At 68.0% G+C, this 18,780-nt stretch carries 21 protein-coding genes; 12 read left to right on the top strand and 9 right to left on the bottom strand.

Translation table 11 applies throughout. From position 1 onward, the window contains the following. Window positions 1-394 precede the first annotated feature (394 nt). From ACSQ2B_RS11745 to ACSQ2B_RS11715, 7 genes are all read left to right on the top strand, one after another. Window positions 395-595, top strand: a complete 201-nt coding sequence (locus ACSQ2B_RS11745) for a hypothetical protein (RefSeq protein WP_436050014.1) — start codon at window positions 395-397, stop codon at window positions 593-595. Window positions 596-909: 314 nt separating this feature from the next. Then, on the top strand, window positions 910-1,320 hold the full coding sequence (locus ACSQ2B_RS11740; protein ID WP_436050013.1) for a cupin domain-containing protein: 411 nt from the start codon (window positions 910-912) through the stop codon (window positions 1,318-1,320). A 248-nt stretch (window positions 1,321-1,568) separates the two neighbouring features. Beyond that, entirely contained in the window at window positions 1,569-2,450 is an 882-nt protein-coding gene (locus ACSQ2B_RS11735) for a TauD/TfdA dioxygenase family protein (RefSeq protein WP_436050012.1), read from the top strand. 2 nt (window positions 2,451-2,452) lie between these two features. Continuing rightward, window positions 2,453-2,887, top strand: coding sequence for a VOC family protein (locus ACSQ2B_RS11730; RefSeq protein ID WP_436051013.1), 435 nt, complete (start codon window positions 2,453-2,455; stop codon window positions 2,885-2,887). A gap of 179 nt (window positions 2,888-3,066) precedes the next feature. Further along, the gene (locus tag ACSQ2B_RS11725) at window positions 3,067-3,819 is read left to right on the top strand and encodes an SDR family NAD(P)-dependent oxidoreductase (protein WP_436050011.1); all 753 of its coding nucleotides are present in this window, start codon (window positions 3,067-3,069) and stop codon (window positions 3,817-3,819) included. Between the two features lie 32 nt (window positions 3,820-3,851). Next, a complete protein-coding gene (locus ACSQ2B_RS11720) occupies window positions 3,852-4,616 on the top strand; it encodes an SDR family NAD(P)-dependent oxidoreductase (protein ID WP_436050010.1) in 765 nt (254 codons plus the stop codon). Window positions 4,617-4,657: 41 nt separating this feature from the next. Beyond that, window positions 4,658-5,866, top strand: coding sequence for an amidohydrolase family protein (locus ACSQ2B_RS11715; RefSeq protein ID WP_436050008.1), 1,209 nt, complete (start codon window positions 4,658-4,660; stop codon window positions 5,864-5,866). Between the two features lie 22 nt (window positions 5,867-5,888). Here the strand turns inward: ACSQ2B_RS11715 and ACSQ2B_RS11710 are convergent, their stop codons facing one another. From ACSQ2B_RS11710 to ACSQ2B_RS11700, 3 genes are read right to left on the bottom strand one after another with little or no spacing between them, the layout of a single operon-like run. Continuing rightward, on the bottom strand, window positions 5,889-6,629 hold the full coding sequence (locus tag ACSQ2B_RS11710; protein WP_436050007.1) for an SDR family NAD(P)-dependent oxidoreductase: 741 nt from the start codon (window positions 6,627-6,629) through the stop codon (window positions 5,889-5,891). Next, a complete protein-coding gene (locus ACSQ2B_RS11705) occupies window positions 6,629-7,510 on the bottom strand; it encodes a 3-keto-5-aminohexanoate cleavage protein (RefSeq protein ID WP_436050006.1) in 882 nt (293 codons plus the stop codon). The genes ACSQ2B_RS11710 and ACSQ2B_RS11705 overlap by 1 nt, the downstream gene beginning before the upstream one ends. Before the next feature lie 57 nt (window positions 7,511-7,567). Beyond that, window positions 7,568-8,395, bottom strand: coding sequence for a TauD/TfdA dioxygenase family protein (locus ACSQ2B_RS11700; RefSeq protein ID WP_436050004.1), 828 nt, complete (start codon window positions 8,393-8,395; stop codon window positions 7,568-7,570). 380 nt (window positions 8,396-8,775) lie between these two features. On the opposite strand from ACSQ2B_RS11700, the gene ACSQ2B_RS11695 reads away from it, so the two are divergent. From ACSQ2B_RS11695 to ACSQ2B_RS11680, 4 genes are read left to right on the top strand one after another with little or no spacing between them, the layout of a single operon-like run. After that, on the top strand, window positions 8,776-9,783 hold the full coding sequence (locus ACSQ2B_RS11695) for an ABC transporter substrate-binding protein (protein WP_436050002.1): 1,008 nt from the start codon (window positions 8,776-8,778) through the stop codon (window positions 9,781-9,783). 5 nt (window positions 9,784-9,788) lie between these two features. Beyond that, a complete protein-coding gene (locus ACSQ2B_RS11690) occupies window positions 9,789-10,967 on the top strand; it encodes an acyl-CoA dehydrogenase family protein (RefSeq protein ID WP_436050000.1) in 1,179 nt (392 codons plus the stop codon). Between the two features lie 3 nt (window positions 10,968-10,970). Continuing rightward, window positions 10,971-11,921 (top strand): NAD(P)-dependent oxidoreductase, encoded by a 951-nt coding sequence (locus ACSQ2B_RS11685; RefSeq protein WP_436049998.1) that lies wholly within the window; start codon window positions 10,971-10,973, stop codon window positions 11,919-11,921. A gap of 18 nt (window positions 11,922-11,939) precedes the next feature. Then, window positions 11,940-12,722 (top strand): class II aldolase/adducin family protein, encoded by a 783-nt coding sequence (locus ACSQ2B_RS11680; protein WP_436049996.1) that lies wholly within the window; start codon window positions 11,940-11,942, stop codon window positions 12,720-12,722. Between the two features lie 23 nt (window positions 12,723-12,745). Here the strand turns inward: ACSQ2B_RS11680 and ACSQ2B_RS11675 are convergent, their stop codons facing one another. From ACSQ2B_RS11675 to ACSQ2B_RS11660, 4 genes are all read right to left on the bottom strand, one after another. Continuing rightward, on the bottom strand, window positions 12,746-12,877 hold the full coding sequence (locus ACSQ2B_RS11675; RefSeq protein WP_436049995.1) for a hypothetical protein: 132 nt from the start codon (window positions 12,875-12,877) through the stop codon (window positions 12,746-12,748). Window positions 12,878-13,018: 141 nt separating this feature from the next. Next, window positions 13,019-13,879, bottom strand: coding sequence for a phosphate/phosphite/phosphonate ABC transporter substrate-binding protein (locus ACSQ2B_RS11670; RefSeq protein ID WP_436049994.1), 861 nt, complete (start codon window positions 13,877-13,879; stop codon window positions 13,019-13,021). Beyond that, the gene (locus ACSQ2B_RS11665) at window positions 13,876-14,814 is read right to left on the bottom strand and encodes a fatty acid desaturase (RefSeq protein WP_436049993.1); all 939 of its coding nucleotides are present in this window, start codon (window positions 14,812-14,814) and stop codon (window positions 13,876-13,878) included. Before ACSQ2B_RS11665 ends, ACSQ2B_RS11670 begins: the two co-directional genes overlap by 4 nt. A 240-nt stretch (window positions 14,815-15,054) precedes the next feature. Next, on the bottom strand, window positions 15,055-15,756 hold the full coding sequence (locus ACSQ2B_RS11660; protein WP_436049992.1) for an SDR family NAD(P)-dependent oxidoreductase: 702 nt from the start codon (window positions 15,754-15,756) through the stop codon (window positions 15,055-15,057). A gap of 130 nt (window positions 15,757-15,886) precedes the next feature. On the opposite strand from ACSQ2B_RS11660, the gene ACSQ2B_RS11655 reads away from it, so the two are divergent. After that, window positions 15,887-16,060, top strand: a complete 174-nt coding sequence (locus ACSQ2B_RS11655; protein ID WP_436049990.1) for a hypothetical protein — start codon at window positions 15,887-15,889, stop codon at window positions 16,058-16,060. A 15-nt stretch (window positions 16,061-16,075) separates the two neighbouring features. On the opposite strand, the gene ACSQ2B_RS11650 is transcribed toward ACSQ2B_RS11655, so the two are convergent. Then, a complete protein-coding gene (locus ACSQ2B_RS11650; RefSeq protein ID WP_436049988.1) occupies window positions 16,076-16,915 on the bottom strand; it encodes a CmcJ/NvfI family oxidoreductase in 840 nt (279 codons plus the stop codon). Between the two features lie 496 nt (window positions 16,916-17,411). After that, complete coding sequence (locus ACSQ2B_RS11645; protein ID WP_436049987.1) at window positions 17,412-18,533, bottom strand: LLM class flavin-dependent oxidoreductase; 1,122 nt, start codon at window positions 18,531-18,533, stop codon at window positions 17,412-17,414. Window positions 18,534-18,780 lie beyond the last annotated feature (247 nt).

The following is an 18,780-nucleotide window of genomic DNA, read 5'->3' as shown; positions in this document are numbered from 1 at the left end:
CTCAATGCGGCCTGTGTTCACTCGACTTATCGTCCTCGCCGCCATCCTGCTGAGCGCGATTTTCGCGCCGCCGGCGATGGCTGGTCGGACGAGCGAAGAGCGCCTCGCGACTCCAGCCTGGAGCCATGACAAAACAGCCCGGGCCGGAGACATGGAAGACTGCGGCGCGCCCGCGGTCGTTCACTGTCAGCTCGACTGCGTGTTGTGCCACGCGATCACGCCTGAGCAGCCCGTCGTCCGCGTCTCCGTGGCCGCCTACGCCGCGCCTCGACCCGATACACCGTCCGCTTGGAAAGATCTGACAGTCGGGGTCGATCCTCCTGTGCCTCGTTGGTCGGCGTAAGCTTGTCAGTTCACACCGACTTTCCGGCCCGATCGGGCCTTTGAGGACAACATGAAGACGATCATCAAATCTCTGGCGCTCGCCGCCGCCCTAACGCTCACCGCCGGCGTCGCTATGGCCGCTGACCAGGCCATGAAGGATTGCTGTGGCAAGGAATGCTGCGACAAGCCCGACTGCTGCGACGACATGAAAAAGCCGGAGGGCAAGCCGGGCAGCGAGCAGCAGCAGCCGAGCCCGGACCACAAGCACTGAGGATCAGACGGGCGCGGTTCTGACGGACTGTGCCCGTCACCTTGAGCGGGCTGCGCGAACTGACGCGCCGGACGTCTTTGGCGTACGTCGCTCTACTCTATGACGTGGACGCAGGACAGCGCCGACGCGCGCCGACCCACTCCAAACATGCGCGCCTTACTTTCGGATGACCAATCACGCCTTTGCACATTCGCGTGTAGGCGATGCGGATGCGCAGGCCGTGAGCGCCGCGCCACGGTAGCGTCAGGTCGGGCAGACCTGAACGCGTTGGCGCGCTGCGCTGCGCGGCCCAATCCGATGCACGGAGATCCTTCATGGTCGACCGGACGAGAATGACGTGGGTCGTCGCATTGGCGGTGCTGATAGCCGCAAGCGAATTGCCGCTGCGCGCGGCGCAGGCGCAGCAGGGAGTCACGCGCACCGATCTCCAGCGGCGCGATCTGTCCGTCCCGGGACGCGAGGTCGTCCAGGTGCGCGTCGATTTCGCGCCAGGGGCGGCGGCCCCCCGGCACAGCCATCCGGGTGAAGAGGTCGCCTACGCGATCGAAGGCGTGATGGAGTATCAGCTCGACGGGAAGCCGCCGGTGACGCTGAAGGCCGGCGAGGTCTTGTTCATCCCGGCCGGATCGGTCCACGCGGTGAAGAACGTCGGCAGCGGCGGCGCGGCGGAGCTCGCCACCTATGTCGTCGAGAAAGGGAAGCCGCTCCTCGTTTGGGCGAAGTGAACGCTCCTCGCCTCTCGCAGGTTTGGACGTAACAGCATGATTTCCGGGGGATTTGCTGTCGTGATCGCAGGTTCGCGATCCTAGTCTTTGGGGATGCTGACAGGGGATCTGCGCTGTTCAGAGGTCGCGAGGGCGGGCGCGGCCGGCTTCGCCGCCCCGGCGGAGGCGGCCGATTCCTTGCGGGTGAAGCGTCGCGAGCCGCGCTCCGACCTTGATTGCGATCCAAAGACAATAAGAGGACGCGCCGAATGAACGTCATCAATCGTCTCAGCTATCGCCCCGTCACCTCCGCCGTCGGCGCCGTTATCGAAGGCGTCGATCTTCGCCGGGCCCTGGACGCCGAAACCGTGCGCTTCATTCGTCAGGTGCTGCTCGACCACGGCGTGGTCTTCTTCCACGACCAGGACCTCGACCCGGCGCAAATGCACGCCTTCGTCTCCCAGTTCGGGACGCCGATTCCGGAGCCGTTCGCCGGCCCCGGCATGGCGGCGACCGAGCCGGTCGGCAAGTCGGACATGCGCCGGACGAAACGCGCGACCGCGGTCTGGCACTCCGACACCACCTTCGTCGCCGAGCCGCCAAAGTTGACCGCCTTGCGGGCCGTGACCCTCCCCTCGGTCGGCGGGGACACCTGCTGGGCGAGCATGTACGCAGCCTATGACGCCCTTTCCGCGCCCCTGCAGCGCATGCTCGACGGGCTCACGGCGGTTCATTCCATGGCTCCGGTGCTTCAACGGATGGCCGACATCGCGGGCGACCGCGGCGCGGCGAACGCACAGCTGCATGGAAGCGCGACCACCCATCCGGTGGTCATGGTGCATCCCGAGACCGGTCGGAAGTCGCTGTTCGTCAACGAGGCCTGGACGACGGAGATCGTCGAGCTGGCGCCGGCGGAAAGCGCCAATCTGCTGTCGCTGCTGTTCGAGCACGTGAAGTCGCCGGACTTCAGCATGCGTTGGACCTGGGCCCCGAATGATCTCGCCCTGTGGGACAACCGGGCCGTCCAGCATTACGCGGTCCCGGACTATGTCGAGGAGCGCGTCATGCAGCGCGTCGTCCTGGCCGGCGATCGGCCGCGCGGACCGCGCGACGTCTCGGAGACTGGCCGTCATGCGGAGGCGAGATCGTGACGATGCGCCTGGACCACGTCGGCATCTCGGTCGAGAGCATCGATCGCGCGATCGCCTTCTATACCGAGCTGCTGGGCATGGAGCTGCTCACGCCGGTCTTTCCTCTCGAGGGCTCCACCTACGAGGAGATCCTGGCGCTCGGAGGCGTCAAAGGACGGATGTGCGTCGTCCGCAAGGGCGGTCTGCAGCTGGAGCTGTTCGAATTCGCCCGCCCGGCGCCGGGGGCGAAGGACGCCAACTATCCGGTCAGCGATCGGGGAATCTCCCACTTCGGCATCGAGGTCGACGACATCGACGCGACCTACGTGCGGCTGACGGCCGCCGGCGTGCGATTTCATTGTCCGGTGAAGACCTTCCCGCGCGGCGTGAAGGCGACCTACGGCCGGGACATGGACGGCAACGTCTTCGAGCTCGTGCAGATGGCCGCGGCCGGCTGATCCGGTCAGGCAGGGACGCCGGCCGCGCATGTGGACGATGCAGCATTCGTTCTGGGGAAGCCGCAATGGTGCGAGCCGGCGCCCAGTCCTAGGTCTCGTTCCTCGCCGTGTTGTTGCAGTGAAGGCCATGTTCCGATGAGGCGCCCCTTCGACAGGTCCCGCGAACGAAGGGGCGTTGCATGACCAGTCAATTGCTCGCCGGCAAGGTGGCGGTGATCACGGGCGCCGGCCGCGGGCTTGGGAAGGCGTGCGCCAAGGTGTTTGCGCGCGAGGGCGCCCAGGTGCTGGCGGTCGACATCAGCGGGGCCGAGGAGACCACCGCGGCCGAGATCGGCCCGGGCGTGACGCCTGTGCGCTGCGATGTCAGCCGTGAGGACCAGGTGGAAGCGCTGTTCGCGAACGCGCTGGACCGGTGCGGCCGGGTGGACGCGGTCCTGAATGTGGCGGGCACGCTCGCCGGCCGCGCGCCTGGCGAGGTCACCGTCGAAGAATACGAGCGGATGTTGCCGGTGAACCTGCTCGCGGTGATCCTGTGCAGCCAGCATGGGGTGCGGGCCATGCTGCGCGGGGACGCCGGCGGGGCGATCGTCAACTTCACCTCGGTCGGGGCGCTCAACGCCGAAGACCGCGCACCGATCAGCTATTCCGCGGCGAAGGCCGGGGTTCACGCGATTTCGAAGTCGATCGCCGTCCAGTACGGCCCGCGAGGGATCCGCTCGAACGTGATTGCGCCGGGGTTCGCCTACACCGAGATCATGGGGGCCATGTCTCCCGACGTGCTCGCCTACATGAGTGCGAAGTCGGCGCTCGGTCGGGCCGGTCGCCCTGACGAGCAGGCGGAGGTCGCGGCCTTCCTGGCGTCGGACCGGGCCTCCTTCGTGACCGGCGTGGTGATCCCGGTCGACGGCGGCTGGTCGGCCCGGCTCGCCTGACGCCCTGACACCTTTGCAAACTGGAGCTCCACGTGACCGTTAGTGATCAGCCCTCGATCAACCTTCTCGCTGGCAAGGTGGCGGTGATCACCGGGGCGGGCAGGGGGATCGGCAAGGTCACCGCCCAGCTGTTCGCGCGCGAGGGCGCCAAGGTGCTCCTGGCCGACATCAGCGGCGAGGAGGAATCCGCCGCGGCGGAGATCGGACCGGCCGCGGTCTCGTTTCGCGTCGATGTCAGCCGGGAGGACCAGGTCGCGGCGATGTTCGCCGCGGCGCTGAGGGTTTTCGGCCGCGTTGACGCCTCGGTGCATCTCGCCGGACCGCCCGGCGGACGGCGCGGAGACGAGGTGACCCTGCAGGAATACGACGAGATCACCAGCGTGCATCTGCGGGGCATGATGCTGTGCACCAAGCACGCCATCCGGGCGATGTCGCCGGGCGGAGGCGCGATCGTGAACTTTTCCTCGGTCGCCTCGCTCAACGCCGATCCGCGGATCTCGATGGTCTATGCGGCGGCCAAGGCCGGCATCAACTCCATGACCAAGTCCTTCGCCGTCCAGTACGGCGCCCAGGGCGTCCGCGTAAATGCGATCGCGCCCGGGTTCACCCTGAGCGAGAAGAACCAGGCCGCGCCCCCTGCGCTGATGGCGGAACTGACCGCGCGCGCGGCGCTGAAGCGAGGGGCTCATCCGGAGGAGCAGGCCCATGTGGCCGCCTTCCTTTGCTCCGACCGCGCCTCCTTCGTCACCGGAACCATCATCCCCGTGGACGGGGGTTGGTCTGCACGGCTCGCCTGAGCCGCATCCGCGGGTCCGGCTTCCTGATTTGGAGACATCCCATGAACGACCTTGCCGCACCCGCTCTCACCGTCGAGCGCGCGCTCGACCTCGACAGCCACGAGATGGTGCCCGTCGAGCTGCGCGAGGAGGTCTTCGGCTCCCTGGAGCTGCTGGAGGTCGCCAAGTCCTTCACCGTGGGTCAGCGCGTCCGCGCCAACAAGAATTCGATGGCGGACCTGGCGGGCGATGTGACGCCGATCAACCACGACAGCGTCTGGAATCTGAAGGGCCCCTACGCCCCCTCGGCGATCGATCTCACGCGCCGGCCCGAGGTGTTGGATGAGATGGGCATCGCCCGGCAGCTGGTCTTCCCGACGTTCGGGCTGATGTGCCTGATCCTGCGGCTGGATCCGCACGCCCATGAATTCCTCGGCTTCGATCCCAACCAGGTCGATGCGCGCAAGCTGGGGCTCGAAGGCGTCGAGGCGCACAATCGGTGGGCGACGCGGACGACGAAGGCGACGACCGGCCGGGCCCGGCCGGTCGGGATCGTGCTCACCGACTCCGCCGAGGCGATGGTGCGGCAGACCGAAGCGATGCTCGCCGACGGCGTTCGCGCGCTGATGATCCCGGCCAATGTCCCCCCGGCGGGCGCCTCGCCCGCAGCGCCGGAGCTCGATCCCTTCTGGCGTCTGTGCGCCGAGGCCGACGTGCCGGTGACGCTCCACCTGGGCACCGAGTTCGGTTTCCTCGCCTCGACCCGGTGGGCCGCGAACGTCGAGGCCTTCCACCCGTCGGACAAGTCGACGATCGAGTTCGCGATCGAGCCCCATCGCGCCGTGACCGTCCACTACAGCGCGGAGAATTTCCTGGCGGCCATGGTGCTGGGCGGCGTGTTCGAGCGTCATCCGACCCTGCGGTTCGGCGTCATCGAGCTCAGCGCCCACTGGATCGGACCGCTGGCGGAGCGGTTGGACATGTGGGTCGCGCGGGAGTTTCGCTCCCGCTTCACCAACCTGTTGTCGATGCGCCCGTCCGAATATATCGCCCGCAACGTCCGGGTGACGCCCTTCCCCTTCGAGCCGGTCGACGAATATTTCGAACGCTATCCCGAGCTCGCCAGCGTCTACGCCTATGCGACGGACTATCCGCACGTCGAAGGCGGCAAGGAGTCGAAGCGTGTGTTCTCAGAGACCCTGAGCCGGGTGTCGCCAGGTCTCCGCGACCAGTTTTTCTTCCAGAATGGGGCGTGGCTTCTGCCGGACTAAGGCCCGATCTGCGACTACGCCGTCAGACCAGCATCGCCGACCAGCCGCCGTCGACCGGCAGGATCGCGCCGGTGACGAACGAGGCGTGGTCCGACACGAGGAACATGGCGACCTCGGCCAGCTCCTGCGGCGTGCCGGCTCGGCCGAGCGCCGACTTTGCCCCCATTTCGCGCGCGAACGGCGTCTCCTCGCCCATGAATTCGGTGAAGGTGAAGCCAGGCGCGATGGCGTTGGCCCGAATGCCCTGGCGGCCGTATTCCACGGCCACGGACTTGGTAAGCGCGTTCACGCCGGCCTTCGCCGCTGCGTACATGAAGGAGGTGTGGCGCTCGACATTGACCGAGGCGATCGCCGACACGTTGACGAAGGCCCCGCCGCCGCCCGCGATCATCAGCGGCACGGCGTGCTGGGTGATCAGCAGGACCCCCCGCAGGTTGACCGCCGTCATCGTCTCGAACTCTTCGACGGTGAGGACGCCGGGCGGCCGTCGGCCGTGAGTCCCGGCCACGTTCATCACCGCGTCCAGCCGTCCGAAGTCGGCGCGAACGGTCTCGAACAAGGCCGCCACGTCCTCGTCGTTGGCGACATCGCAATGCCGGGGAAGGACGTTGCGGCCGATCTCCGCGGCCGTCGTTTTCTCGGCCCCGCTGAAGTCGGCGGCCACCACCGTGGCGCCTTCGCGCACGCACACCTTCGTCGCCTGCTTGCCGATGCCCGAACCTGCCCCGGTGATGAGGACGATCTTGCCGTCGAGCAGGCCCATCAGTGGACGCCCAGGATCTCGCGAGCTTCGGCCGCGGTGGCCACTTCGCGTCCCATGGCCCGCGCCAGGTCGGCGACCCGGGCGATGAGCTCGGCGTTGGTCGGGAAACCCAGTTCCGGATAGGGGTAGTCGTGGAGGCCGATGGCGACGTCGCCGCCGCGCTCCATGGCGTCGGCGAGTAAGGCGAAGGCGTTGGCGCCGATCACGCTCACGGTCCAGCGCCAGTCGGCCTCGGGCGGAATGAAATCGAGCAGGGCGTCGAGCCCCTTGATCGTCGGCGGGTGGCCGAAGCCCAGATAGGGCTCGCCGTACACCGACGCTTCACAGAACATCGGCTGCTTGAAGACGCCCATCTCGGCCAGCTTCTGGGTGACGCGCACGCTGGCGACGTTCCAGAACATCGGGACCGGCGTGACGCCGATCGCGCGCGCCCGCTCGGCGATGTCGATCAGCGTCCGGGTGGTGTTCGAGTATACGCGGTCGAGGCTGGTGAAGGCCTTCTTCCCGGTGTCATAGGCGTCGAGGTTGGTGGTGACGACGTCGACAGGAATGCAGTCGGGCTTGGTCGCGGGATCCTTGGCCAGTTCCACGATATGGGCGAGACGGCCTTCCGGGTGCGCTGTCAGCGCCCCGAGCGTCGGGAAGGTGATGATGTCGCATTCCTGCTTGATCCGCCGCTGGATCTCCGCGAACAGGGCCGTATCCGTCGCCGGCGCGCCCGTCGTCGGATCGCAGGCGTGGTAGTGGACGACGGACGCCCCGTGACGCCAGCACTCGATGGACTGCTGCGCAATCTCCTCGGGGCTGTAGGCAAGGTGAGGGTTCGCGTCCCTCGTCGGCCCATTGAGATGAACGGTGATAATAAGCTTCCGCTTCGCCACGTTGGACTCTCTTCTCGATGAATTCGGACAAGTTCGGGCCGTCAGGGAAGGCGCCCCTCAGGCGCTCGGCTTGTCGCCCTTGATGGTGATGCGGCGCAGCTTGCGCTTGCCGGTGAAGGCGTCGATCGCGCGATGCTGGGTCACGCGCTCTTCCCACACCGCCGTCGTGCCCGGCCGCCAGGTCAGGGCGACGTGGAACTCCGGCGATTTCACATGCTCGAACAGGAACCGCATCAGAGCGTCGCTTTCGCTCTCGCTCATGTCGAGAAAGCGCTCCGAATAGACCGAGTTGACGTACAGCGCCTTCCTGCCGGTCACCGGATCACGGATGACCGCCGGGTGGATCGACTGCGCCCGCTCTCGGACAAACGGCGTGCGCATGGTGCCGTGCAGCACCTGCAGGCCGTCGAGCAGGTTCTGGAAGTGCGAGGACAGGTCCTCGTAAGCCGCATACATGCTGGCCCACATGGTGCCGCCGCCCAGCTCCGGAGGTTCGACCGCCGTCAGGATCGCCGCCTGCGGCGGGCGCTCGAAGGGCGTGCCATCGGTGTGCCACTGGGCGGTTCGATATTCTTTCAGCGGCTGAAAGTCCGCGTCGATGAGCCCCCCGGAGCCTCGCTTCGCCTGCGCCTCCTGCTGTTCGGTCGAAAAGCCGTAGACCGGCTCGAGCTCGCCAAACAGGCGGGCGAAGTTCCTTTGCTGCGCCTCTTCGACCCCCTCGCCGAGCTCGAAGAAGAGGACGCCGTGCTCGTGCAGGCCTTCACGCAGGGCTTGAACGATTTCGGGCGTCGCCGTCTCGTCCAGGGCGACGCCTTGGACCCGGGCGCCGATCGCAGGCGTCGCCTTCTCGAAGCGAATCTTCGTCAGCGTGGCCGCGGCTGCCATTGGACGTCTCCCGAGCTGTTTTCCGCTCACGTTAGAAGACGCATTCCCCACCTCCCGCCATCCCTGTCCCGCCAGAACGGCTGCTCGCGCGTCCACGACGGGCGTTGGCTGACGTCGCGGCCGGCGCCGCCCAGCCCTGCGCCACCCGAACCGCACAAGACGGGCCGGGCATCGAGGCGATACAAGAAATTCCAATAGTTCTTATGATACATTGTTGATTTATAAGAATCTCTGCGTGGAAGGAGAGATTTATAGATTTGCGACACCTTCAACCTGGCGCTTAAGACCTCGGTCTGAATGTTGAATTCGATGCGCGAGGGCTTCGGCGGCGTCCATGTTGCAGAACAAGGTGAGTAAGCACGCCGCGGCGGCCGCGACCGATGCGTGACGCAATTGATCGTCGGTTCGCGCTCCTGGCCGGCGGGGCGCTCGCGCTGGGCGGAGGACTGCTTCAGGGCGGATGCAGCCGGCGCGAAGGGCGCCCTGCCGCCCGAAACGCCCTACGGGTATCCGTCGTCGGCAAGGGTGACGGCGACACCGAACTGCTGCTTCGGACGTCGAAGCTCGATAACGCCGACCTTCCGATCGAATATATCCACTTCGATTCCGGTCATCTTGTCGTCGAGGCCCTCAATAGCGGCGCAGTCGACTATGGCGGCATGAGCGAGATCCCGCCGGTCTTCGCGGCGGGAACCTTGCCCCACAGCTTCCGCCAGATCGCCGTGGCCCACGGCGACGTGAACAATCAGGTCATCCTGGTTCCGCGCGGCTCCGCCATCGACAGCCTCAAAGACTTGAGGGGCAAGAAGGTCGGCTACGTCCGCGCGACGACGTCCCAATATTTTCTGATCCGCATGCTGCAATCCGTCGGCCTGACATGGGCGGACATCACGCCGGTGGCGATGAACGTCGCCGACGGGGCTGCGGCCTTCTCGAGCGGCAGGCTGGACGCCTGGGCGATCTACGGCTTTCCGATCCAGCGCGCGATGGCGACCGAGGGCGCCCGCATTCTCAAGACCGCGCTCGGCTTCCTGTCCGGCAACTATATCGTCACCGCCCACGTGGACGCCCTGGCCGATCCCGCGAAGTCGGCCCTGATCGCCCGCTATCTTCGCCAGACCAAGCTCGCCTACGCCTGGGCCGCCGCCCATCAGGACCAATGGGCCCAGGTGGTCGCCCAGGCGATCGGCGTGCCGCTGGCCCATGTTCAGGATCAGTTCCGCCGCAAGAGCGACAGCTACACGCTGCGCCCGGTCACCGCGGCGGCGATCGCGTCGCAACAGGCGGTCGCCGACGTTTTCGCCAGCGCGAAGCTGATCCCGAAGGCGGTCGACGTCCAACCGCTATGGGACAACCGCTTCAACCGCACCATCGAAGGGAAGGCGTGATCCGCATGTCCGCAGCTCCAGCCCTCGCGCCCCGCGCTGCTTCCCAACCCGTCTCTCAGGCGCGGCTCGACGACATCACGCGCCGCCTGGCGGCGACCGCTGAAGCCTACGATCGCAGCGCGGAGTTTCCACGGGCCAACTTCGACATTCTCGGCGCTGAAGGGCTCATCGGGTTGACCGTGTCGCCCGAATTCGGCGGGGGCGGAGCGGGATACGCCGAAACTCTGCGCGTGCTCGGCGCGGTGGCGAAGGGCGAGCCGTCGACCGCCCTGATCCTGTTCATGACCTACGGCTACCATGCGAACCCGACCCGCGCGCAATCCTGGCCGGCGGACATCTACCGGCGCCTGGCGCGGGAGGCGGTCGCCGGCGCAGGCCTGCTCGGCGGGCTGCGCGTGGAGCCGGAGCTCGGCACGCCGGTGCGCGGCGGCATGCCCAAGACGACCGCCCGGCGGACGGCCGACGGCTGGGAGCTCAGCGGCAGCAAGATCTACTCGACCGGCTCGACGGGGCTGAACTGGTTTTCCGTCTGGGCCAAGACCGACGAGGCCGAGCCGCGCGTCGGCAACTTCCTGGTCGCGGCGAACAGCCCCGGCGTCACCATCGAACCGGCCTGGGATCATCTGGGCATGCGGGCGACGGTGAGCCACGAGGTCGTCTTCCAGGACACCCCCATTCCGCCGGACCATGCGGTCGACGTGCGTCTTCCGTCCGATTGGGCGCCGAAGCCCGGCGACAACGCCCTGGCCTTGTGGAATGCGCTCGCCATCTCGACCATCTACGACGCCGTGGCCCAGGCCGCGCGCGACTGGTTGCGCGACTATCTCAAGGAGAGGACGCCGACCAATCTGGGGGCGGCGCTGGCGACCCTGCCGCGGGTTCAGGAGAAGTTCGGCGAGATCGAGTGCCTGCTGCAGGTCAACCGGACCCTGATCGAGACGGCGGCGATCCGGGCTGACGCCGGCGACGATCCAAGCCCCGTCGAAGTCAACAATATCAAGCACGTGGCCAACGCCAACGCGATCCGCGCCGTCGAGATCGGCCTGGAGCTCACCGGAAATCCCGGGATCAGCCGCAAGAATCCACTGGAACGCCATTATCGGGACGTTCTCTGCAGCCGCATCCACTCGCCGCAAAGCGACACCATCCTGGTCGCGGCGGGCCGCGCAGCCTTTGGACTCTGAGCGATGAGCCTCGTGATCGCCAGCCAGATGGAGGAAGGCTTCAACGCGGACCTGCGCGCCCATGCGAGCCGACCGACGGTGATCGGTGTTCCTGAGACTGAACCCTGGGAAGCGGCCAACGACGCGGACATGCTGCTGGTCCGTCCGTCTCCAGCCTGGCGTGGCCATCGGGGAGCTCCGCGGCCAGCGGCCTGGCCGGGGCGATTGAAATGGGTCTACAGCGCTTCGGTCGGCGTCGACGTCTATCCTCGCTGGCTGCTCGACGCCCCGCTCGTCACCTGCGGCAGAGGCGTCGCCTCCGAGGAGATCGCCGACTATGTGATCGCCGCCATCTATCTCCAGGCCAAGGATCTTGAGCGGGTTCGCGCGCGCAGCCTCGAGGAATGGAAGCAGGCCCCGCTGGGGCGTGTCACAGGCAGCACCGTCGGGATCATTGGGCTAGGCGCCATCGGCGCCGCTGTCGCGCAACGGGCCTTGGCCCTCGGCGCGCGGGTGACGGCCGTGCGGCGCCAGCGTCACCTTCCCAGCCCGGTTCCGGGCGTGGACCTGCTCGATGATCTGCGGGCCGTCGTCGCCTCGGCCGATCACCTCGTGCTGGCGCTTCCGGCGACCGCCGCGACCCGCTCGGTCATTGACGCCGACCTGCTCTCACACGCCAGGCCGACGGCTCACCTCATCAATATAGCCCGCGGCTCCGTACTGGATCAGGAAGCGCTGCTGGCGGCGCTGGATGCCGGCCAGCTCGGTTTCGCCACGCTCGACGTCACCGAACCGGAACCCTTGCCGGCGGACCATCGGCTCTGGACCCATCCGCGCGTCCGGCTGACGCCGCATATTTCCTCCAACTACACCCTCGTCCGCGACGCCCTGTTCGAAAAGGTCGCCGCCAACCTCGAGCGTTTCCTGCGGGGCGAGCCGCTGGCCGACATCGTCGATCCCCTGGAAGGCTATTGAGGCCGAAAGGAAAGAACCATGACCCAGATCGTCCGTCCGTCCGCCTTTCGGTTTTCCAGCGAGGCGTCGCCCAGGTCAATCGAGGAGGAGCGGCTGCATCGCAAACGCCGGCTCGCCGCATCGTATCGGATCTTCGCCGACAAGGGCTACGACCTCAGCCTGGCCGGACACATCACGGCGCGCGACCCGGAATTCACCGACCGCTTCTGGGTCGCGCCGATCGGACCCTGGTTCGGCCACATCCGGGTCTCCGACCTCGTCCTGGTCGATCACGACGGCAATATCCTCGCCGGGGAGGGGCCGATCAATCAGGCCGGTTTTGCGATCCATTCGGAAATTCACAAGGCCCGGCCGGATGTGATCGCCGCAGCGCATTCGCACTCCATCTATGGGAAGGCCTGGTCGGCGCTCGGCCGCCTGCTGGATCCGATCAGCCAGGACAGCTGCGCCTTCTACGAAAACCACGTCCTGTTCGACGATTTCACCGGTATCGTGCTGGACACCTCCGAGGGCAAGCGGATCGCCGCGGCGCTTGGCGACAAGCACGCCGCCATCCTGCAGAACCACGGGATCCTGACCGTGGGCCGAAGCGTGGAGAGCGCCGTGGCGAGCTATGTCTCGTTCGAGAACGCCTGCCAGACGCAGCTCCTCGCCGAAGCCGCCGGCACGATCAAGCCGATCGGCCATGAGGTTGCAAAGCACACGGCCAACCAGATGCAGGGCGGCGGCGATCCCGGCGCCTTCGGCTTCCGACCCTTGTGGGATCGCGTGCTTCGCGAACAGCCCGACTTTCTGGAATAGTCCGGGCGGACAACGCGTACGGCTCAGCCCAGGCCTGTGGCGAGCTCGCGCGCGACCGCCCGGCCGAAGGCGCGGCCTTGGCGGTCGAGCACCAGATCTCCCGCCCGCAGCGGGGCCGCGGCGGCGGCCGGCCACGGCACGTCGGCCACCGCCACATAGTCGCCGTCGGCGGTGCGGCGGACGAGGCCAGAGCCCCTTCGTTCAGGCGCTCGAGTTCGCGATGTCTCATGGTGGTGCTCGTCGTCTCCTTGGATTCCGCCGCGGCGCGCGGGCAAGACGTCTCGACCTCATGAACTTCATTGCAGGCTGGGGTATCCGAGCGCCTGGGCGCATTCCTCGAGATGCCGGGTCAGCTGGTAGTAGTTGAGGGGAAGGACGCTGAAACCGTCCAGCCGAAGGGTTTCGCGGGCCCGTCCCAGCCGCGGGTCGCGCGCCGCCGCGAAAAGCGCCTGCCGCAGGGCATGGATCATTCCCGGATCCGTCGTCCTCGCGGTGATCAGCGGCAGGCCGGGGGTGCGCGCCGTCCATTGTAGCAGCCGCAGGCGTTGCGCGATCTCGGGCCGCCAGCGCTGCAGGTGGGCGTAGGTCACCGCGTCCAGCGCCGCGGCGTCGGCCGCCCCGCAGGCCACCGCCTCGGCGCTGGCCAGATGCGAGCCGGTCACCGCCACCTCCGAAAAGAACGGCCGGCCGCCGGCCAAGGGCGCGACGGCGGCGCGCAGCAGGTTCATGCCGGAATCCGACATCCGGTCGTTGAGGGCGCACCGCGCGCCGCGAAGCCCTGCGAGGCTCCCGACGGGCGCGCCGGCCCCGACGACGATCGCGCTGCGGCGGAACGGTCCTTCGCAGCCCGCGGCGCGGTAGCGCGGCGTGGCCACCAGCTGGACGCGGCCGGCCAGGGTCTTGAGCAGGGGATAGCCGCAGGTCTGGGCGAGGAGCAGCGAGGGAGAGGTCCAGACCGCATCGAGGCTGTCGGATCGGGTCAAGCTGGCGGGGACGTCCTTGATCCCCGCGGCGGCCAGTCTCTCGGCGACGACGGACCACAAGGCGTCGTTCGCCGCCTGCAGCTCAGGCCAGTCGTACATCGGCAGCGCCGCCACCGCGGGGAGCGCGGTGGTGATCGCCGACTGTCGGGACGAGGCGACGGGAAGGGCGATCATGCGGCGACCGGCTCCCGAGCCGGCGCGCTCGCCTCGGGATGGACGAGCACGTCGTGCGGCTTGACCAGGTAACGCGCGAAGACCTCGGCGTAGCCGGCGTAGACCAGGCCGCCGTTCGCCCGCAAGAGCTCGGTCCGGAGCTGGGCGTAGAGCCCTGGCAGCCGGCGCCATGACGCCTCGGGAAAAGCGTGGTGGACCGCATGCAGGTTGTTGTTGAGGAAGAGCAGTCCGAGGACCGGGGCCTTCTCGACGATGGCGATGCGGCGCTCAGGGTTCGGGTCCGCCCGGTGTTCGGCGAAGGATCGCAGCAGCGACAGCGCGGCCCCCGGATAGACGAACAGGAGCAGGTACTGGCCAGGTCCGACGCCGCACGCCTGGACCAGCCAGACGCTGACGAGCGCCACCGCCGCCAGATGGATGGCCCACGCCCGGCGCACGCCAGGCTCGCCTCGGGCCGCTGCCTGCGCCTCGGAGGCGAGGAAGCCGCCGATCTCGAACATCGGGCCGATGACCAGCCGGCCGAGCAGGGTGGAGGTCGCCTGCGCGGCGGCGCAGCGCAGGGCGCCGTCGCCCGGGCCGACGTAGCGCGACTCCGGGTCAGCGTCCGGCGCGGTCAGGCGCTCGGTCGCATGGTGGGCGAGGTGCAGCTGACGATAGCGGGCGTAGGGCAGCCAGAGGTTCAGCGGCGGAAAGCCGAGCAGGGCGTTGAACCGCCGCGAGGGTGTCGGATGACCGTGGATCGTCTCGTGCTGCAGGGAGCCGTGCCACGCGACCAACCACCCGCCAAGCGTCGCGACCAGCAGCGGCGGCAGGCGTGTCGCGTTCAGGGTGAGCGCAATCCACCCGCCGTAGATCAGGGCGGCGACCAGCAGGGTCGCAGCCTCGATCTCTCGAGGAAACCCGCCGGGCGCCTGGCCTTTCAAACTCGACTGCATCGGGAACTCCGCCGTTGCTGGCGGGCCATCGATGCGGGACGAGCGGCCGCGCGACAAACCATATCAAATCGATAGGGATTGAGAAAAACTACAGGCCCGAAATTTGTCGAGCCGGCGCAACCGCGCGATTCAGGTCCGGCTTTCCGGAGACGAGCCTGACGCATGAGGCGCGACCCCCCGTCTCGCGCCCCATGCCTTGCGCGGCCAAAGTCCCAGCTTCTCTAACAATCCTGAGGCGTCTCAGAAGGTCTCGACCCAGGGGCGCAGTTCGAGCTCCCAGCTCCAGGCGCTGCGCGGCTGGCGCAGGACGTCGAGATAGCTCTGGGCGATGGCGTCGGGGTCGAGGGTGCTGTCGGGGCGATCGGCTGGATCGGGCCGCGCGGCGCTGCGCACGCCGCCGTCGATGACGAAGTGGGCGACATGCACGCCCTTGGGCGCCAGCTCGCGCGCGGCGCTCTGCGCCAGGCCGCGCAGGGCGAACTTGCCCATGGCGAAAGGCGCCGACAGGGCGAAGCCCTTGACGCTGGCGGTGGCGCCGGTGAGCAGGATGGCGCCCGAGCCGCGCGGGATCATCCGCCGGGCCGCCTGCTGGACGGCCAGGAAGCCGCCATAGGCGGAGACGGCGAGCGCGCGCTCGACCTCGGCGGGATCCAGCTCGGCCAGCGGCCCCCTCGCGCGGGCGGAGGCGTTGTAGACCACCACGTCGATCGGACCCAGACGGGCTTCCGCGCTTTCGAAAAGGCGTTCGACCGAGGCCGGATCGGCCGCCTCGGCGGCGAAGGCCGGGCCGTCGATCTCGGCCGCCAGGGGCGCGAGCTTGTCGGCGTTTCGCGCCGCCAGGGCGACCTTGAGGCCGGCGGTGGTGAACCCGCGGGCGACAGAGGCGCTGATCCCGGCGCCAGCGCCGATGATCAGCGCGGTCCGATAGGGGGTGGCGGTCATCGGCGGATCTCCTGAAGTCGGCGGGGCCAGGCGCGGGCTTGGATTTCTCTCATGGGCCTCATCAGCTCCCATTCATGGAACGGGGACCGGGGGCCTAGGCTTATGGTCCTCGACGAGAGGGAGAGCGGTCGTGTCCGACAAGACCTCGAGAGAGCTGACCCCTGCCGACCTGCGGATGCTGGAGCCCGACCTCCTGGGCGCGATCGGCTTCGCGCTCTATGGCCGCGAAGCCGCTCCGCCGCAGCGGCCGCCAAGAGATCGCCGTCGCCCCCAACCGCGCAGCCCCGGCGAGCGCGCCGTCTAGCAGAACCGGCCATCGTCAATCGAAGAAGGCGAGGGTGCGGAACTCGATGCTCTCGCGCGGCGGCGTTCCCGGCGGAGTCGTCGGGTCCTCGAAGCCGGTGTGAGGCGCAAAGCGGGCGACGCCCGCATCGGAGTCCCAGCATTTGATGAGCAGCGCCTCGTTGGGCTGCAGATCGGGGATGTAGAACCAACGCTGGGCGGGGCTGTAGGCGACGCCATAGGTCTCGCCGACGCGGTGCGGGAAGCGCAGCTCCGACGGGATCAGGTCGTCGGGCGTGAAGGTGCGCGCGTCGCCCAGGGCCAACGGCCAGTCTCGCGCCGGCCGGTCGATCGGACGCCAGACGTTGATGATGGCGGAGCGTTTCTTCAGCAGGCCTTCGGCCGCGTCGCCCATCAGGTCGCGCACGCGCTTCGGCCCGGACCGGACGGTCTGGTCGACGTGCGCCCGCGTGGCCGGCTGGCGCGGCGCCTCGGCGCTGCGATCGTCCGCGCCGTCGATGCGGCGGCGCAACGTATGGTCATAGACCACCACCCGCGAGGCGCCGGTCGCGGCCTTGACCAGTTCGGCCGCCTCGGGATGGCCCAGGGTCTGCGCCTCGTCCCAGAAGTCCCGCACGGCGGTCGGGCTGCGGACCACCGCAAAGCCTTCGACGTCGAGCGAGAGGTCGCCGGCCAAGGGCCGGGCGTCCTCGATCCGGATACGCCGCTCGTCGGGCACGATGTTGGTGCGCGGAACGCCCGGCGGCGGATCGTAGGCGTAGCTGAAGACCGGCTCGAAGCTGCGCTGGGTGAAGCCAAGCACCCCTTCGACGGAGTGCAGTTGCGGGGTTGAACGCGCGAGAGATTGGACGGACATGGCTCGCCTGCTGTCTTGGGCTATGCCGGAGATATGGGCGGCCGAAGCCCTGGCGTCAGGTCGAGGCGTCGCGCTTACTTATTGAATTATCTTATAACGCCCGTGAGTTGTTCTGGGGGTGGACGCGCATTTCGCTCTGCCGGACGACCGATAGGCCCCGAACGGCCCCCTCACCCGCTTCGCGGGAGCTCCACCGCAATGCGGGGGGGGGGCGCAGCGCCGGAGGGCGCGTTTGCGGCATGGGCGATTTCGCAGATGATTGCAGGAAGTCCGTTGGTCGGCTTGCATTCGTAGAATGCTGGAGACCCTAAAGGTCCATGGCGAGATTGGAGCTCTGGCTTTCGCTCCAGTCAAGGATCGCGCCCGGGGCGCGACCGCTCCGCGGCGGCCCTTCGGGCCGTCCTTGAGTGGAGCGAAAGCCAGAGCAAACTATGCCCCCATGAACTTAGGGCCGCTCTTTCGCGGGCAGCTGTTGGGCGGGCTCGGAGGCCCGCTCTTACTCCGCCGCGAGCCGGCTGCGCTGGGCGATCTCCGAGCGCACCAGCGGGATGAGGTCGCGGCCGTAGGCGATCGCGTCCGACAGCGGGTCGAAGCCGCGGATCAGGAAGGTCGAGACCCCGACGTCCCAGTACTCGAGCAGGGCTTCGGCGACCTGCTCGGGCGTGCCCACCAGACCGGTGGAGTTGCCGCTGCCGCCGTTCAGGGTGGCGATCTCGGTCCACAGCCGCTTGTCGACCACCCGGCCCTGGGACGCCGTCTGCAGCAGGCGCTGGGCGCCGACGGCCTGGCTGAGCAGGCCGGCTTGCCGCGCGACGGGCGCGGCGGGGCTTTGGGCGCGCAGGGCCTCGGCCCGCTCCAGGATGCCGGCGGCGCGGGCCCAGGCCTCGTCCTCGGTCTGTCCGAGCACGGGGCGGAGCGAGAGGGAGAAGCGGATGTGATGTTCGCGGCCGTGCTCGGCGGCGGCGGCGCGGACCGCGGCGACGGTCTCCTTCACCTGGGCCAGGCTTTCGCCCCAAAGCGCATAGACGTCGGCGTGCTTGCCGGCCACCCGGATGGCGGCGTCCGAGGACCCGCCGAAGTATATGGGGATGTGCGGCTTCTGCGGCGGCCTCACCGCCGCATAGCTGCCCTTGATCTTGTAGTGTTTGCCCTCGTGGTCGAAGGGGCCCGTGCTGGTCCAGGTCTTTTTGAGGATGTCGAGGTATTCGTCGGTCCGTTCGTAGCGCTCGTCCTTGCCGAGGAAGTCGCCGTCGCGGGCCTGCTCCTCGTCCGAGCCGCCGGTGATGATGTGCACCGCCAGCCGGCCGTCGCTGAGCTGGTCCAGGCTCGCCAGCTGGCGGGCGGCCAGCGTCGGGGCGACAAACCCTGGCCGATGGGCCAGCAGGAGATTCAGGCGCTGGGTCTGGTGCGCGGCGTAGGCGGCGATCTGGAAGCCGTCCGGCGCGGAGCTGAAATAGCCGATCAGCGCCCGGTCGAAGCCGGCGAACTCGTGCGCCCGGGCGATGGCGGAGACGTAGGACTTGTCGATCACGCCGGGATCGCCGCTCGAGCGCAGGCTTTCGGAGCCGTTCTGGGTCCCGATGATGCCGATGAATTGCAGGGCGTCTGGCTGGGGCATGGGCGATCTCATATCGAGCGTTGTTGGGCTTTGGTCTCGATTAGAGCCAAGTAAACCTCGCCGTCACTCGAGAAACGCTCAGTATTTAGACCAGTGAATCTGCTTATTTAAGCCCGTGAATGCAAGTATGCGGCTCGCTCATGATTTTCTGGGGCCGCAGCCCGCTCAGCTGTTGAGGTCGACGTCGAGAGGCTTGCGCAGGAACAGCATTTGTCCTTCGCCGCGCGGCGGTGGGACCTGTCTTGGC

Origin of the sequence: Phenylobacterium sp. LjRoot225 (assembly GCF_964252855.1) — a bacterium.
GTDB lineage: Bacteria > Pseudomonadota > Alphaproteobacteria > Caulobacterales > Caulobacteraceae > Phenylobacterium.
The sequence above is the reverse complement of the archived record's forward strand: the minus strand, read 5'-3'. Positions and strand labels throughout refer to the sequence as shown.